13 protein-coding genes and 1 tRNA gene are annotated in these 14,940 nt (G+C 64.4%); 4 read left to right on the top strand and 10 right to left on the bottom strand.

The annotated features are described in order from the left end of the window. Window positions 1–103 precede the first annotated feature (103 nt). Complete coding sequence (locus GS429_RS09445; RefSeq protein ID WP_160064930.1) at window positions 104–730, bottom strand: universal stress protein; 627 nt, start codon at window positions 728–730, stop codon at window positions 104–106. 327 nt (window positions 731–1,057) lie between these two features. On the opposite strand from GS429_RS09445, the gene GS429_RS09440 reads away from it, so the two are divergent. Together GS429_RS09440 and GS429_RS09435 are read left to right on the top strand one after the other, a co-directional pair. Further along, window positions 1,058–2,638, top strand: coding sequence for a long-chain-fatty-acid--CoA ligase (locus tag GS429_RS09440; protein WP_160064928.1), 1,581 nt, complete (start codon window positions 1,058–1,060; stop codon window positions 2,636–2,638). Continuing rightward, window positions 2,638–3,438 (top strand): enoyl-CoA hydratase/isomerase family protein, encoded by an 801-nt coding sequence (locus GS429_RS09435; protein WP_160064926.1) that lies wholly within the window; start codon window positions 2,638–2,640, stop codon window positions 3,436–3,438. The genes GS429_RS09440 and GS429_RS09435 overlap by 1 nt, the downstream gene beginning before the upstream one ends. Before the next feature lie 111 nt (window positions 3,439–3,549). Here the strand turns inward: GS429_RS09435 and GS429_RS09430 are convergent, their stop codons facing one another. Continuing rightward, window positions 3,550–4,875, bottom strand: coding sequence for a P-loop NTPase (locus GS429_RS09430; protein WP_160064924.1), 1,326 nt, complete (start codon window positions 4,873–4,875; stop codon window positions 3,550–3,552). A 207-nt stretch (window positions 4,876–5,082) separates the two neighbouring features. Between GS429_RS09430 and GS429_RS09425 the strand changes: the two genes are divergently transcribed. Further along, window positions 5,083–5,346 (top strand): HalOD1 output domain-containing protein, encoded by a 264-nt coding sequence (locus GS429_RS09425; protein WP_160064922.1) that lies wholly within the window; start codon window positions 5,083–5,085, stop codon window positions 5,344–5,346. Window positions 5,347–5,456: 110 nt separating this feature from the next. On the opposite strand, the gene GS429_RS09420 is transcribed toward GS429_RS09425, so the two are convergent. From GS429_RS09420 to GS429_RS09410, 3 genes are all read right to left on the bottom strand, one after another. After that, window positions 5,457–6,122, bottom strand: a complete 666-nt coding sequence (locus tag GS429_RS09420; RefSeq protein ID WP_160064920.1) for an MBL fold metallo-hydrolase — start codon at window positions 6,120–6,122, stop codon at window positions 5,457–5,459. Between the two features lie 171 nt (window positions 6,123–6,293). Then, a complete protein-coding gene (locus tag GS429_RS09415) occupies window positions 6,294–6,509 on the bottom strand; it encodes a DUF7130 family rubredoxin-like protein (protein ID WP_160064918.1) in 216 nt (71 codons plus the stop codon). Window positions 6,510–6,864: 355 nt separating this feature from the next. Continuing rightward, window positions 6,865–6,938 (bottom strand) — tRNA-Lys (locus GS429_RS09410). Between the two features lie 171 nt (window positions 6,939–7,109). Here GS429_RS09410 and GS429_RS09405 point away from each other — a divergent pair. Next, a complete protein-coding gene (locus GS429_RS09405; RefSeq protein WP_160064916.1) occupies window positions 7,110–8,558 on the top strand; it encodes a DHH family phosphoesterase in 1,449 nt (482 codons plus the stop codon). A 118-nt stretch (window positions 8,559–8,676) separates the two neighbouring features. Here the strand turns inward: GS429_RS09405 and GS429_RS09400 are convergent, their stop codons facing one another. The 5 genes from GS429_RS09400 to GS429_RS09380 form a co-directional block, all read right to left on the bottom strand. Further along, entirely contained in the window at window positions 8,677–8,970 is a 294-nt protein-coding gene (locus tag GS429_RS09400; protein WP_160064914.1) for a PRC-barrel domain-containing protein, read from the bottom strand. Window positions 8,971–9,062: 92 nt separating this feature from the next. After that, window positions 9,063–10,022 carry a helix-turn-helix transcriptional regulator gene (locus tag GS429_RS09395; protein WP_160064912.1) on the bottom strand — a complete coding sequence of 320 codons (960 nt, stop codon included), beginning with the start codon at window positions 10,020–10,022 and terminating at the stop codon, window positions 9,063–9,065. 291 nt (window positions 10,023–10,313) lie between these two features. Continuing rightward, window positions 10,314–11,444: a phosphotransacetylase family protein gene (locus GS429_RS09390; protein ID WP_160064910.1), complete on the bottom strand. Its 1,131-nt coding sequence runs from the start codon at window positions 11,442–11,444 to the stop codon at window positions 10,314–10,316. Continuing rightward, on the bottom strand, window positions 11,441–13,537 hold the full coding sequence (locus GS429_RS09385) for an acetate--CoA ligase family protein (RefSeq protein WP_160064908.1): 2,097 nt from the start codon (window positions 13,535–13,537) through the stop codon (window positions 11,441–11,443). Before GS429_RS09385 ends, GS429_RS09390 begins: the two co-directional genes overlap by 4 nt. A gap of 262 nt (window positions 13,538–13,799) precedes the next feature. Continuing rightward, a complete protein-coding gene (locus GS429_RS09380) occupies window positions 13,800–14,939 on the bottom strand; it encodes a metal ABC transporter permease (protein WP_160064906.1) in 1,140 nt (379 codons plus the stop codon). Between the last annotated feature and the right edge of the window lies 1 nt (window position 14,940).

Genomic DNA, 14,940 nt, shown 5'->3' with positions numbered 1-14,940 from the left:
TCGAACCGGCGTGCGAGGGCAACGGATCGGGAGTCGAGAGTCGTGGGTCGAGAGTTGCGAGTCACGAGGGTCCCACCGAGTCGCCCCGCATAGCGGGCGGCGGCTATTCGGGTCGTCTCGCGATCCGCGCGTCGCCGGACAGCGCGTCGACGTGAACGTGGACGGTGCCCGACTCGGTCTCGAACGGGACGATCCAGGAGGCGCTGGTTCGATGCGGTTCCTCGAGGAGCGTCACGCCGTCCGCATCGGTTCCGGGTTCGTCCGCCGTGAGCGCCTTTCGGGCGATCCCTTCGGCTTCCGCGGCGTCGTCGATCCGGATCTCGTCGGTCAGGCGAACGGTCACGACGGGTACGTCGGCCATGCGGACGACCCGTTCGGTGACGCTGCCGACGAGCACGCGGTCGAGACCGGTCCGCCCCTGGGTCCCCATGACGATTATATCGATATCGTTCTCCTCGGCGTACTCGAGGATCTCCTCGTGCGGGACGCCCTGCTCGACCGCCGTCACGGTCTCGACGCCCTCTCCGGCCGCCTCGGTTTCGATGCGCTCGACCGCTCGGTGGGCTGCGGGGACTGCAGCATCGTTCTGCAGCGTGCCGAGTGGCCCCTCCGGCACGATCGAGAGGGCGTGGACCGTCGCGTCGAAACGATCCGCGATCGTCAGGCCGTGCGAGATCGATTGGCGGGTCCCGTCGCTCCCGTCCGTCGGAATGAGAACGTCCTGGTACATAGTGGGCGTATTGGATATACGGACGTATATAGCCTCGAGTCGCGTTTCACTGGACTCGTCCCGACGGTCGTCATCAGACAGGCCCTCGGCGTGATCGTCCGGACCGCTCTCTGCCAGTACGCGACCACCGGCGAACACGTCGGGCCGCTCGAGGCCCTCGAGCCGGAGGGCATCTTTCCGGATAACTGATCGGTCGACAGCGACAAACGCCGCCGGACTCGAGTTCCGGACCCGACGGACAACCGCCGAGCAGTTTCCAATGATTAGGCAGCCCTCTCAGTCTTTAACAATCTTTTTTACGGTACACGAAAACGTACCGCACGGACTATGACAAATCTTGTCACTAATCTCGCGGCCGCCGTCGAGGAACACGGCGCGAATACCGCGGTTGGATTTCAGGGGTCCGAAACGAGCTACGAGGAGTTTTGGGGGCAAACCGGTGCCTTTGCGACGGCGCTCGAGGAGCGCGGCATCGAAGCCGACGATCGGGTCGCGATCTATCTGCCGAACGTCCCGCCGTTTCTGATCGCCTTCCACGGAACGCTTCGGATGGGCGGGACAGTCGTTCCGATGAACCCGCAGTACAAGGCCCGCGAGATCGGCCATCTGCTCGGGGACAGCGAGGCGAAAGTGGTCGTCGCGCTGGCCGATCTCGTGCCGTTCGTGACCGAAGTGCAGGACGAGACGAGCGTCGAACACATCGTGAGCGTCGGCGGGGACGCCGAGGGCGCGACCGAGTTCACGGAGTTTCTCGAGCCCGGCGATCCGGATATCGCCGACCGGGCGGACGACGACGTCGCGGTCCAGCCCTACACCTCGGGGACGACCGGACAGCCGAAGGGCGTCCAGCTCACCCATGAAAATCTCGCGTCGAACGCGAACGCGGCGTCGGAACTGATTCCCGACGGCATCAGGTCCGACGACAAGCAGCTCGGGGTCCTCCCGCTGTTCCACATCTACGGCATGACCGTCGTGATGAATTCCACGCTGTTCCACGGCGGCGCGTACTACCCGATGCCCGAGTGGGACGCCCAGAAGGCGATCTCGCTCATCGAGGACGAGGAACTCACGCTGATGCACGGCGTGCCGGCGATGTACAACGACGTTATCAACCAGCCAAACGCCGAGGAGTTCGACCTGTCGTCGGTGCGGCTGTGCGGCGTCGGCGGCTCCGGCATCCCGGTCGAGGTCCTGCGCCGGTTCGAGGAGCTATACGAGCCGACGGTCTACGAGGGGTACGGACTGACCGAGACGAGCCCCATCACGCACTTCAACAGCCCCGTCGAGGGCCGTCGGGTCGGGAGTATCGGCAAGACCGTTCCCGGCGTCGACTCGAGGGTCGTCACCGACGACTTCGAGGACGTCCCACCGGTCGAGGAGGGACCGATCGACGAGGACGAAGCGGATCTCGACGAGATCACCGGCGAGATCGTCGTTTCCGGGCCGAACGTGATGAAAGGCTACTACGGCCTCCCCGAGGCCAACGAGGAGGCGTTCACCGAACGTGACGGAAAGCGGTGGTTCCACACCGGCGATCTGGGCTATCGCGACGAGGACGGCTTCTTCTACGTCGTCGACCGCGAGAAACACATGATCGTCACCGGCGGCTACAACGTCTACCCGCGGGAAGTCGAGGAGTTGCTCTTCGAGCACGAGGCCGTCGCCGACGTCGCCGTCGCCGGCATTCCGGACGAGCGCCGCGGCGAGACCGTCAAGGCGTTCATCGTCCCCACGCCCGACGCCGAGATCACCGAAGACGAGATCAGGGAGTACTGTCTGACCAACCTCGCGGAGTACAAACACCCCCGCGAGGTCGAGTTCGTCGAGGAACTGCCCCGAACCACCACCGGCAAGGTCCAGAAGTTCAAGCTCCGTGAACAGGACGACGCCGAAACGGAGGCCGAATAATGGCTCTCGGCGAGGCAGTTCTCCTCGAGATCGAGGACGACGGCGTCGCGCGGATCACACTGAACCAGCCCGACCGGCGAAACGCCCTCTCGGCGGAGATCGCCGACGGCATCCTCGCCGCGCTCGACGAGATCGAGGATAGCGACGCCCGCTGTGTCCTGTTCGAGGGCTCCGGCGGCGCGTTCTCGGCCGGCGGCGACATCGAACGGATGGTCGAAGGGATCCAGAACGAGGTCCCGGCCGATGATCGAGTGCGTCGCCTCGAGCGGTCCACGAACGCACTGATCGGCCGGGTCGTGGACGTGCCGGTCCCGACGATCGCCCTCGTCGACGGGCCCGCCGTGGGTGCGGGTGCGAACCTCGCGATCGCCTGTGACGTGCAACTGGCCAGCGAAAACGCCGTCTTCGGCTTCGTGTTCCGGCAGGTCGGGCTGAGTGTCGACGCCGGTACCTCCTACCTGCTCCCCCGGATCGTCGGGGAAAACGTCGCCAAGGAACTCGTCCTGACCGGCGACATCATCGACGCGAATCGAGCGAAGGAGCTCGGACTCGTCAATCACGTCTACGACGAAGCGTCGTTCGACGACGAGGTCGAGGCGTTCGTCGAGAAGATCGTCTCCGGGCCGCCCATCGCGTTGCGCCACGCCAACCGGCTCGTCGGCGAGGGTCTGGAGAAGTCACTCGAGCAAGCAATGACCGACGAGGCGACGGCTCAGGGGATTATCTTCGAGACGGACGACCACGAGGAGGGCGTCAACGCCTTCTTCGAGGATCGCGAACCGGAGTACGAAGGACGGTAGTCGGGACGCCCTCACAGCTGACCGCGATTCTTTCGGATGCCGAACGGAGACGGACAAAACGAACGAGATGAATCACCGTTTTTCGCGCAGTACTCGCCAGGAGCCAGCCGACTACGCCGTCGGCTCCGATTTCGACGGCTTCGACGGATCGGCGTCCGTCTCGAGTTCGAGTTCGATCAGCCAGCCCTCGTGTCCGAGGTCGTCGACGGCTGTCCGGGCGAGCGAGCGCCCGTCGAACTCGAGTCGATCATCGACGACGTCGATGAGTTCGTCCGGGTTCCCGCGCATCAGCATCGACACCGGCGAGTCGCCCGCGACGCCGAACTCGGCGAGCGCCTGTTGTTGGGTCGCCGCCGGCGGGAGCCCGCGGAGGTCGACGGCGTCGGCGGGCGCTTCGGAGCCGCTGGCGTCCGCGAGGTACTCCCGGACGGTTCCGGCGAGCGATTCGATCGCGGTTTCGCCCGGCGTCGACGGCTCGTCGAAGTCGATCGCGAGCGGCTCTCGGAGCGACGGATCGAACGGAATCGGCTCGATCGATTCGGTCGCCACGTCGACGGACTCGATATCGTCCGCGAGGGATCGGCCGTCGCCCTCGAACGGCGACGCGGCATCCTCGGCTTCCGTCGCGACCATGTTCGGAACGACGCCGATGGTCGGGACCTCGTAAGCGTCGAACAGCGCCCCCGTGCGCTCGGTTGCGCGGGCCCCCTCGTCGGTCGGCGTACTGACGAGCAACGCGCCGTCGAGGGGTGCCTGCTGGACCAGCGTCGTGACCGCTTCGCCGATTCCCGGCGGGAGGTCCACGAGCAAGACGTCCCGGTTCTGCCAGACGGCGTTGCCGAGCAGGTCGGTCACGACGTCATGAACCATCGCCCCGCGCCAGGCGACCGGCCCGTCCTCGGCAATGAGTTCGATGCTGATGACCTCGATACCGTCCGCGTTTACGGGCATCGGACTCCCCGACGGCGTCGACTGAACCGGGCCCTCGGCGTCCAGCAGGTCTGGCGCATCGGGCGCGTGGACGTTCGCGTCGAAGACGGCGACGTCCAACCCTGCCGCGTCGAGCGCTCGCGCGAGGGAGACGGTGACCGTCGTCTTCCCGACGCCCCCCTTCGCGCTCCCGACGGCGATCATCGAGTCGACGCCGGTGACGGGCAGCCCCGTCTCGGGCGCTTCGGCGTCAACGGCTTCGATTCGGGCGTGTTCGACGCCCTGCGTTGCGAGCCCCGCACCGTGTAACTGATCGGTGACGCGATCCGCCATCGCCTGATCGAGCCGGCTGAAGGCCACGACGAACGTGACGACGCCGTCCTCGACGGTGATGTCCTCGAGCAACTGTTCGCTGATCAGGTCACCCCCCGGTATCTGGACCTCCCGCACGCGGTCGACGACCGCTCGCTTGATTTCGTCGTCGGTCTGTGGTGGCTCGGCTGTCATAACTGCTAGTTCGTTCCGAACCGGTATTTCACCCGTCGGGAGTTCCCAGGGTGTGGGAAGAGTGACCGCGCCGATCGTCCGACCGGTGTCAAAACCGCGCCGGGTGTCTCGGTGATCGGTACTCGCCCCCGTCCGTCTGCCCTTCGTCAGACACGCGTCAGTAGACGAACACCTGGTTTTATGTGTCGAAGTCTGGCAGCGGCGGGTATGAGCCAGGAACGGCCGATCAGTTTCGAAGTCGCCCAGCAGGTCGCCGACCGCGAAGGCGTCCCCGTAGAAGAGCTTCGACCACCGCTTCACACCGCTATCGATACGGACGCGCTCGACTCGCTGTTCCGGTCGAACGACCCGGATCGACGGCCCACGATCGAGTTTCGCTACAACGGCCACACCGTTCGCATCGACAGTACCGGCGAGATAACCGTCGGAAGCGCTCCCGCCGTCACCGAACCCGAGAGACAGACCGTCTGATACGGTCTCCTATCCGTCAGTACCGGCGCGACCGCACAACTGCTCGCGGTCTCCGGTAGACGGGGACAGCAGACTGTATGAGTGATCGCAATCGGATCCTCGAGACGTTCTCAGAACAGTTCGACGCGAATCCCGTCCGCCTCGAGATCGGCGACGAACGCCTCGGCGTCGGTCTCGATCGCCTCGAACGTGTCATAGTGTTCCGGCAGCACGAGTTCGGGATCGACGCTCCGGGCGAACTCGGCGGCCTCGTGGCGATCCATCGTGTAGTGGCCGCCGATCGGCGGGACGAACACGTCGGCGCTGATCGCCTCGTGGTGCTCGAGGAAGTCCGTATCCGACGGGACGAAGACCGTCGTGTCGTCGATCGTCAGGTGAAGGCCGATCACCTCTCCCTCGGCGTGGAACGGGTTTCCGTCGTCGTCGACGTGCTCGCCGTCGGACTCGTTGTAGGCCGGGACCGTCTCCACCGCGATCCCGTCGACGGTCGTCTCGCCCGCGTGCGGAAGATCGACGACATCGCGCTCGAGGTCGCTGGTGTCGACAGCCTCGAAGACCGCGACGGTGGCGTCGTCGCCGGCGACGGCCTCGATCGCCTCCGGATCGTAGTGATCGAAGTCGTCGTGGGTGACGAAGACGATGTCGCCGTCGCCCGGTTCGCCCTCGAGGACCTCATCCCACGGATCGATGTAGATGACGGTCCCGTCGCCGGTTTCGAGTCGGTTGCTCGCGTGGCCGAGTCGCTCGAACGTGATTCCCTCGTAGGTGACGGACATGGTCGCTCGAGAGCTACGAGGTGCGTCGCCTTATAACTCGCCGTGGTATCGCTTCGCTGTTAGACTCGACGTGACTGTCACTGCGAACGGCGATCCGTTTCCGGGGTCCCCCGTCTCGGTCTGTCGTCCGGCAACGAATTGCGACCAAAAAACGCCTTCTCGAGTCACCGATCAGTCTTCTTCCCAGTAATACAGGTCCTCTTTCGGAGCCGCGCACCCGGGACATTCCTCGGGCAGCGTTCCATCGAACTTGCCCATCTCGCCGCAGCCTCGACACCGCCACATGTTGGACTCTCGGCGTTCGGGTTCTTGCGGTTCACCGATCGGGATTTCGGTTTCCTCCTTGTTGCTCAGTTCGCTCTCGGCGGAGTCTTGGTCGTAACTCATTACGGATCGTTCTACGCCATGTGCTATGTTAAACTACACCATTAATTAGGGAGAAGGTGTGTTTTCTTGGTGAATTGGCGACGAATCCGTCCGCTCGAGTCCGGTTATCGAGGCCCCTCGAGCAGTAAACCGGCCGAGTCGCTCGAACGCGGCCGTGGTCTTCGCAGACGTAGGCTCGAGTAACCCGTGGGATTCGCACACCCTCATAGATCGGGCCCGGACTCGAGCAAGTAGGGCGCGATTTGAACACACGGTCGTTCCCGTTCGCTCCGCCTTCGGCGTCGCTCACCTTCCACTCCCTGCGTTCAAATCGCCCTGGCCGCTTTACTCCTCACGAAATTGTTCGTCGCAAAAGCGGGCCGGGCGCGATTTGAACACGCGACCGTCTGATTAAGAGTCAGACGCTCTGCCGAACTGAGCTACCGGCCCTGTACCTGCGACTTTTCGGTGGGAAGTGAAATACGTTTCCCTTGGTGGGCGTTGTGGCAGTGACGGACACACGTTCGCCGTCTCACAGATTTCCCCGCGCTCTCCCCTGTGATATTCGCGATGTAACAATCTTCGGGAGCGTTAAGTGTGGTCGGTCCGACCACACGTTCAATGAGCACGGGGGTTACGATCTCATCGATCTCTGACTACGCTATCTTGGGCTGTGGGAGCGTCGGCTACGCCGTCGCGGAGGAACTCGTCGAGCAGGGGAAAGACGTCCTCATCATCGACCGGGATGAGAGCCGCGTCGAATCGCTCCGCGATCAGGACTTAGACGCCCGCACCGCAGACATTCGCGAACCCGAAGCCGCGGACCTCGTCGCCGACCGCGACGTCGTCCTCATTCTGGCTTCGGACGTCGAATCGAACAAGCGGGCCGTCGAACACATCCGCGCCGTCGACGACACCCAGTTCGTCGTCGCGCGGGCGAGCGATCCCGTCTCCGGGGACGAACTATCCGAACTCGGCGCGGATATCGTCATCAACCCCTCCTCGGTGATCGCCGAGTCGGCGCTTCGGGCGCTGGAGTCGGGCGAACTCGAGTACAACGCGGGGAAACTCGCCCAACTGTTAGAAGAAACCGGCGAACGGCTGGCGATCGTCACCCAGGACAGTCCGGATCCGGACTCGATCGCCAGCGCGGCGGCCCTGCAGGCGATCGCGACGCACCTGGGAATCGAATCGGATATCATCTATCTGGGCGACGTCGGCCACCAGGAGAATCGGGCGTTCGTCAACCTGCTCGGGATCGACCTCGTGCAGTGGGACGAAATCGAAGACCATTCAGTGTACGACACCGTCGCCCTCGTCGATCACGCGACCTCGACCGAGATGGAGCTCTCGGTCGACATCGTCGTCGACCACCACGAAGCCGACGAAGAGTACGAACCCGAGTTCGTCGACATCCGGCCCAACATGTCCTCGACGTCGACGATCATGACGAAGTACATCCAGGAGTTCGACATGAACGTCTCGGAGGAGGTTGCGACCGCGCTTCTCTACGGTATCCGGGCCGAGACGCTGGATTTCAAACGCGACACGACCCCCGCCGACCTCACCGCCGCGGCGTATCTCTACCCCTTCGCGAACCACGACACCTTAGAGCAGGTGGAGTCGCCGTCGATGTCCCCCGAGACGCTGGACGTCCTCGCCGAAGCCATCGCCAACCGGGACGTACAGGGGAGTCATCTCGTCTCCAACGCCGGCTTCGTTCGCGATCGCGAAGCCCTCACGCAGGCCGCGAGCCACCTGCTGAATCTCGAGGGGGTCACCACCACCGCGGTCTTCGGCATCGCCGACGAGACCATCTTCCTCGCCGGCCGCTCGAAGGACATTCGCATCAACATCGGCAAGGTTCTCGAGGACGCCTACGGCGAGATGGGCGAGACCGCGGGCCATTCGACGCAGGCCAGCGCGGAGATCCCGCTCGGCATCTTCACTGGGATCGAGATCTCGGAGGACACCCGGGATACGCTGCTCGAGTTGACCGAGGAAGCGGTCAAACGGACGCTGTTCGACGCGATGGGTGTCGAAGGGACTGAAGGCTCGAACGGGAGTTAACGGAACTCGAGCGAAGAAGGGGTCGGAGAGAAGAGCCGTCGGTTCTCAGACGGTCCGCTGTCACAGTCACAGGTGGATCCGCTGAGCGACGCAAGGAACACCGGAACGGAGGTCTGGCTCAGGCGATCAGTTCGTCCTCTTCCTCGTCGGGCTGGCGCACGCGTTCGACGACGTCGTTGATCAGGATCACGTCGCCGACGGCACGGACCCATCGATAGGGAACGATGACGCCTTGCCCGCCACGGGCTGCGTCTGTAAACAGTTCGGTGTTCAGATTGCCGAGTGCGAGTCCGGTCACGGTTTCGCCGTCGACGTTCAGCCGCAGATCTTCGACTTCGCCGACGAACACGCCGTTATTCGAGTACACCTCACGTCCAACGAGAGAGGTAATCTCCTGGGGAGTATCGTCCATGTCTGGCCTCATGCGTGGTGGACTCTTAATTCTTGGTCAGACATAACAGTCATCGATTCGTGATCGGGTGGGATCGACTTGCGGCGACGAGATCAGGGATTGTGCGGCGCTGAGAGGGACTCTGTGTCTGCCCAAACTTCGTCGAGACGCGTTCTCGCCCACTCGAGTGCGTCGGCATCGTCCGTAACGATCACACCCCGAACGCCGCTTTCGTCACAGACGGCGAGTACGATGACGGGGTCGTCACCGATGTCGAGTTCGGCTGCGCTGTCGTTCCTATCCCTATCCCTATCGCCGTCGCCGTCGTCACGCTCGATCACCGCGAGGCCGTGGGGAAGCGGCTCGGGCGTCTGGAAAAGCGCCACTCGTCCGGTTTCGAGCGCAGTTCCGGCCGGCTCGCGAAACGTCGTCACCAGGGTTTCGACGGCGTCGCCGGGCAGTGCGAATTCGACCTCGAGCCCGTCCGATCCCGTCTCCGTACTACAGATCGCGTCGCAAACGGCGGTCACCAGGTCGTGCTCGAGCCCTGGGGCGACACCGCGAAGGCGGGTCCCGGTCTCGAGCAGGGACTTGAACACCTGCTGTGGGTCGGTCGGCGACTCGGAAGTGTTGGTCGCGGTTTCGGCGGCTGTCTGACGTTCCCCCTCGCTCTCACCGTCACTTTCACCGTCACCCCCTCCCCTTGCAGAGTGATCTGCGGCCGTCGCTCCCGCGTGGACGACGGTCGCGTTTTCGAGTACACTCGGATCGAGCGACACGGCAGCCGGGATGGACGCGAGGAGGTCGCGGGAATCGACGAGCGCGTCGAACTGTGTACTCAGCCGGTCGAACTCGGCGAGCGCGAGCGTTCCGGCGTGGGAGAGTCGGTAGCGCCCGCCGGCTTGCTCGACGAGTCCGATACGCTGGAGTTCGGACAACCCCCTGTCGACCGTCGACCGGGACGCTTCGAGGTCCGCGGTGAGATCGTCGGGACCTGCCGGCTGGTTTGCCAATCGCTGGAGGAGCGTCTCACGACTTCGAACAGCCTCGAACACCGTCGGCTCACGGCCCATATAGTAATCGAACGGAGAGCCGGTTACAAGTAATTCGGGGCGAAACGGGATACGACTGTGTTGGCGAACGAACCGAATTAACTGTTCCAGAGTACACCACCCGGCCCTATTTAAATGCCCACAGTCTTTATATATGGCCACCGGACCCTGAGTCCCGGCGCGACGAATGCAGATATGCGCGATGCGAGTGAACGGACTGGTGCCGGGGTGCCTCTGACAACCGGCACGTCCCGGGATGTGACTCGGCTGGAACCTCCCGGGACTGCTACTTCGGCACGTTACCTCGAGTCGCTAGCCGCCGGTCTCGAGGACGGCGTCGACCGCCGCGTGATCGGTCAGCAGTCCTTCCATCCGATCAATGGTCGACGCGTCACGAGCCCGCCCGCTTCGAACGACGTCTTCGGCCCGTTCGATGGTCGTGAGGGTATCCGTCTGGACCGAGAGGATCGGTACGCCCTTCTCCGTCGCCTGTCCGACGACCGCACCCGACGGCCGATGGCCGCCAGTGAGGATGAGACAGCGGACACCGGGGGCCTCGAGCGCAGCGGTGTGAATCTCGGCTCGATCGCCGCCCGTAATTACGGCAGCGTCTTTGGTCCGCCGGAAGTGTCGAAGGGCACTGTCCGCGCCCATCGCCCCGACGGTAAATCGTTCGACGTACGCGTCCGTTTCTCCCTCGACGAGTACCGTGGCACCGAGCTCCGCTGCGAGGTCGGCGACCGTCACACCCGAGAGCGTCTGCTCGCTCGGAACCACGCCGAAGACCGGGATGCCGCGCCCTTCGAGGAACGGAACCACGTCGGTCTCGAGCGGATCGTACGCCGCGTCCGCGATGTCGTTGAAGATGACGCCGGCCAGTCGGTCGCCGAACGCCTCAGCCGCAGCGAGCAGGTCGTCGAGGTCGCCGGGGATCGAGTACGGTGCGACGAGCACCACGCGAGCGTCGAAGAGGTCGGCGAGGTCGACGTCGGTGAGGTCGACGATTCCGCCGGTGTCGTACTCGCCGCCGCCCTCGAGGAACATCCGGTCGTGATCCGCCGCGAGCGTCTCGAAGGCCTCGCTTACGCGCTCCCGGAGCTCTGCCGGGTCTTCACGGCCACGGATCGCCTGCTCGATGAACGTCGGCGAGTAGACCACGGGCTCTAAGTCGTGCATCTCCGCGTCGAGGTCGAGTAACTCCCGGGCGAGCAGCGGATCTTCGTCCATGGTTTTGCCGACGTTGCTCTGCAGGCGGGTCCCCTTCGGCTTCATGTAGCCGACGCTGTCGCCTTCCGCCTCCGCGAGACGGGCAAGCGCCAGCGCGATGGCTGTTTTGCCGGTGCTCTCCTCGAGCGAACTGACGAGGATGGTGTCGGCGGCCGTGGATTCGAGTTCGGATTCGGTGTCGGTATCGGTATCGGTGTCAGTATCGGTATCGGTCATAGTTCCTCCGTATCGACGGTGAGTCTGAGATCGATCGCCTGTACGCCATCGGGGCCCGCAACGAGCGGGTTGACGTCGAGTTCGAGGATCGCCGGGAAGTCGGTTACCAGCTGTGAGAGTCGCTGGACCGTCTCGACGACCGCCTCGACGTCTGCGGGTTCGCGGCCGCGAGCGCCGCGCAACAGCGGCGCGGCCCGAATCTCGTCGATCATGTCGCGGGCTTCACCTTCGCCGATCGGGGCGACCCGAACGGACGTATCTTCCAGAATTTCGACGAAGATTCCGCCGAGGCCGAACAGCAAGAGCGGCCCGAACTGCGGATCCCGGTTCATGCCGACGATCGTCTCCGTGGCCGTTTCGAGGTCGAGCATCTCCTGGATCTGCACGCCGAGGATCGTCGCGTCGGGCTGGTAGTTACGCGCTCGAGCGACGACGTCCTCGTAGGCGTCGTAGACGTCCTCGTCGGCGACGCCGACTTTCACGCCGCCGATGTCCGACTTGTGGGAGATATCGGGGCTGACGATCTTCATGACGACGTCGCCGTCGATCGACTCCGCGACGTCGCGTGCCCGGTCCGGATCGTCGACGATCTCGCCCTCGGGCGTCGGAATGCCGTAGGCCTCGAGCAGGTCCATCGACTCGACGCCGAGGCGGTTGTCGTCTCGGCGGGTTGCCCGGTCGAGAATCTCGCGGGCGCGCTCGCGGTCGACATCGAACCGTTCGGGGTCGTCGATCGTCCGCTCGCGAATCTCGCTGAATCGCGCGAGCGCGTCGAGACCCGACACCGCCCGTGCGGGGTCGAAGTAGTTCGGAATGCCGAACTCGCGCAGGACTTCCTCGGCCGCGCGGGCCCGCTGGCCGCCCATCAGGCAGGTGACGACGGGCTTGTCGTGATCCTCGCGTTTCTCGATCACCGTCTCGGCGAGTTTGTCGTACTCGAGGACGGCCGTGGGCGCGCTGACGACCACCGCGCTGCCGACGTTGGGATCGCCGAGCGCGATATCGAGCGCGTCGCCGAAGCGCTCGATGTCGGCGTCTCCGATGGCGTCGATCGGGTTGTAGACGTTGGCCTCGTCGGGCATCGCCGCGGTCAGATCGTCGATCGTCTCGTCGGTGAACTGGGCCATTCGGAGTCGCGAGTCGCCGACGGCGTCGGTCGTCAACACGCCGGGGCCGCCCGCGTTCGTCACCACGGCGACGCCCTCGGAGTCCGGTTCGGGGAGTCCCGACAGGGCTCGCGCGTAGTCGAACAGTTCCTGGACGGAGTTCGCGCGGATCACGCCCGCCTGCTCGAGGCCCGCTTCGTAGGCCCGCTCGCTGCCGGCGATCGCCCCGGTGTGAGAAGAGGCCGCCTGTGCGCCGGCGTCGGTACGGCCCGATTTGACGAGGACGATCGGCGTGTCGTCGGTCACCTCGCGGGCCGTCTCGACGAACTCGTCGCCGTGGTCGATCCCCTCGAGGTAGCCGATAATGACGTCGGTATCGGGGTCGTCACCCCACTCTTCGACGAAGTCGGTCTCGTCGAGGACGGTCTTGTTGCCGAGCGAGACGACGTCCTGAAAGCCGATCTCCTGCTCGTTGGCCCAGTCGAGGACGGCGGTGATGAACGCGCCCGACTGGCTCATAAAGGAAATCGATCCTTCGCGGGCGTTTTCGGGACCGAACGTCGCGTTCATCCCGTTCGGGGTCGACATGATCCCGAGGCTGTTCGGCCCGACGATGTTGAGATCGTACTCCGCGGCGATCTCGCGTAACTCCCGTTCCCGTTCGGCGCCTTCGCCCCCGGTCTCGGAGAAGCCGGCCGTGATGACGACCACGTGTTTCGTTCCAGCCTCGCCGATCTCGCGAATCGCCTCGAGGACGACCGGCGGCGGTACGACGACGACCGCCAGATCGGTCGGCGGTGCACTCGACATGTCTGCGTAGCACTCGAGCCCGAGCACCTCGTCGCGACTGGGGTTTATCGGCACGACCTCGCCTGCGAAGCCGTCTCGCAGGTTCTCGAGGATCGCGCGGCCGACGGCACCCTCGCGGTCGGTCGCACCGACCACGGCGACAGTCTCGGGTTCGAAGAGCGCGGATAACCGTCCCATCGTTCGATGAGTCAGCGCGTAATAGATTAAAACCGATCCCTGCCTCCCATCCGTTGGGCACGGGATCGCGTTCGATTCAGCGGACGACACCGGCAGCAGACTCATACGGATTGTTGTAACTATGTACCCCCGATCACCAGGGACGGGGTCGGTGATCGGCGGTAATTGACTACAGGAAACCGTATGAGACGGTCCGATGCAACTGTGGCACTGGAGCGAGCCGGGCTCGCGGTTCTCCGGTACTGACTGACAGCAGTCCCTCTCAGTGCATCGAGAGCGCGGGCGACCGGTCGGAGAGAGCGATCGCGAGGAGATATATCGCGATAGCGACGACGATGATCGAACCGCCCGAGGGCAGGCTCTGGCTGATCGCGAACGCGAAGCCGCCGAGCACCGACACCTGTCCGATCAGGATCGAGAGGTACAGCGTCTCTCGGAAGCTGCGAGCGATCTGCGAGGCGGCCGCAACCGGGATGACGAGCATCCCGGCGACGAGGATCACGCCGAGGACCTGCATCGCGCCGACGACGACGACCGCCGTCATCACCACGAGCAGGGTGTTGTACCACCTGACGTTGAGCTGGGCGACCCGTGCGGCCTGTTCGTCGAACGTGATGAACAGCAGCTGTTTGTACGTGAACGCGACGATTGCGACGACGGCGACGCTCAACACGGCCATCATTCGAGCGCCCCCCGGAGTGACGACCGCGAGCGTCCCGAACAGGAAGCTCTCGATGTCGATCGTCACCGCAACCGTGCCTCGAGCCCAGCTAATGAGCAACGTCCCCACGGCGAAACTCCCGCTGAGCATGATGGCGATCGGCACGTCCCCGAACGTACTTGTTTGCTCGGTGAGCCACTGGACGGCCAGCGCGCCGATCACGCTCACGATGAGTGCGACGAACAGCAAGGAGCCGCCAAATCCGGTAAAGCCGGTGACGAGGATACCGACCGCGACGCCAGCGAACGCCGTGTGGGCGAGCGTCTCCCCGATCAGTGCCATCTGACGGTGGACCAGATAGGTGCCGACCAGCGGAGCGACGACACCGATGAGGACGCCGGTCGCGATCGAACGCCACATGAACGGATGCTTGAAGACGTTTGTTCCAAGGTAGTAGTCCATCCACATGCCGACGATCATGAGTTGATCGAAGAGCCGTCCGATTATGGGATCGATCCGCGTCGCCGAGTACAGCGATTCGACGAACGGGTAGCTGTCAGCGTACGGATACAGGCGGAGCCAGTCGAGCGCGATGAAACCGACCATCACTGCCGCCAGCACCCCGACCAGTCCGATGCCGACGAGCTCGAGCGTCCGTACCGGATCGGAGGACGCGACGTGGGCCGAACCACCGGTGTTCGAGACATCATGGTCGACGGCGGTGTCTTCAGGCTGACTCATC

This window comes from Natronorubrum halalkaliphilum (assembly GCF_009834785.1).
Classification (GTDB): Archaea; Halobacteriota; Halobacteria; order Halobacteriales; family Natrialbaceae; genus Natronorubrum; species Natronorubrum halalkaliphilum.
Note: the sequence above shows the minus strand (reverse complement) of the source record. Positions and strands in the feature narration are given on the sequence as shown.

What these genes read in the sequence shown, in the direction of transcription:
- GS429_RS09405 (WP_160064916.1), top strand. Translation starts at nt 7,110, where the DNA reads ATGAGCACGGGGGTTACGATCTCATCGATCTCTGACTACGCTATCTTG.
- GS429_RS09385 (WP_160064908.1), bottom strand. Translation starts at nt 13,537, where the DNA reads ATGGGACGGTTATCCGCGCTCTTCGAACCCGAGACTGTCGCCGTGGTC.
- GS429_RS09395 (WP_160064912.1), bottom strand. Translation starts at nt 10,022, where the DNA reads ATGGGCCGTGAGCCGACGGTGTTCGAGGCTGTTCGAAGTCGTGAGACG.
- GS429_RS09415 (WP_160064918.1), bottom strand. Translation starts at nt 6,509, where the DNA reads ATGAGTTACGACCAAGACTCCGCCGAGAGCGAACTGAGCAACAAGGAG.
- GS429_RS09430 (WP_160064924.1), bottom strand. Translation starts at nt 4,875, where the DNA reads ATGACAGCCGAGCCACCACAGACCGACGACGAAATCAAGCGAGCGGTC.
- GS429_RS09400 (WP_160064914.1), bottom strand. Translation starts at nt 8,970, where the DNA reads ATGGACGATACTCCCCAGGAGATTACCTCTCTCGTTGGACGTGAGGTG.
- GS429_RS09380 (WP_160064906.1), bottom strand. Translation starts at nt 14,939, where the DNA reads ATGAGTCAGCCTGAAGACACCGCCGTCGACCATGATGTCTCGAACACC.
- GS429_RS09425 (WP_160064922.1), top strand. Translation starts at nt 5,083, where the DNA reads ATGAGCCAGGAACGGCCGATCAGTTTCGAAGTCGCCCAGCAGGTCGCC.
- GS429_RS09435 (WP_160064926.1), top strand. Translation starts at nt 2,638, where the DNA reads ATGGCTCTCGGCGAGGCAGTTCTCCTCGAGATCGAGGACGACGGCGTC.
- GS429_RS09445 (WP_160064930.1), bottom strand. Translation starts at nt 730, where the DNA reads ATGTACCAGGACGTTCTCATTCCGACGGACGGGAGCGACGGGACCCGC.
- GS429_RS09390 (WP_160064910.1), bottom strand. Translation starts at nt 11,444, where the DNA reads ATGACCGATACCGATACTGACACCGATACCGATACCGACACCGAATCC.
- GS429_RS09440 (WP_160064928.1), top strand. Translation starts at nt 1,058, where the DNA reads ATGACAAATCTTGTCACTAATCTCGCGGCCGCCGTCGAGGAACACGGC.
- GS429_RS09420 (WP_160064920.1), bottom strand. Translation starts at nt 6,122, where the DNA reads ATGTCCGTCACCTACGAGGGAATCACGTTCGAGCGACTCGGCCACGCG.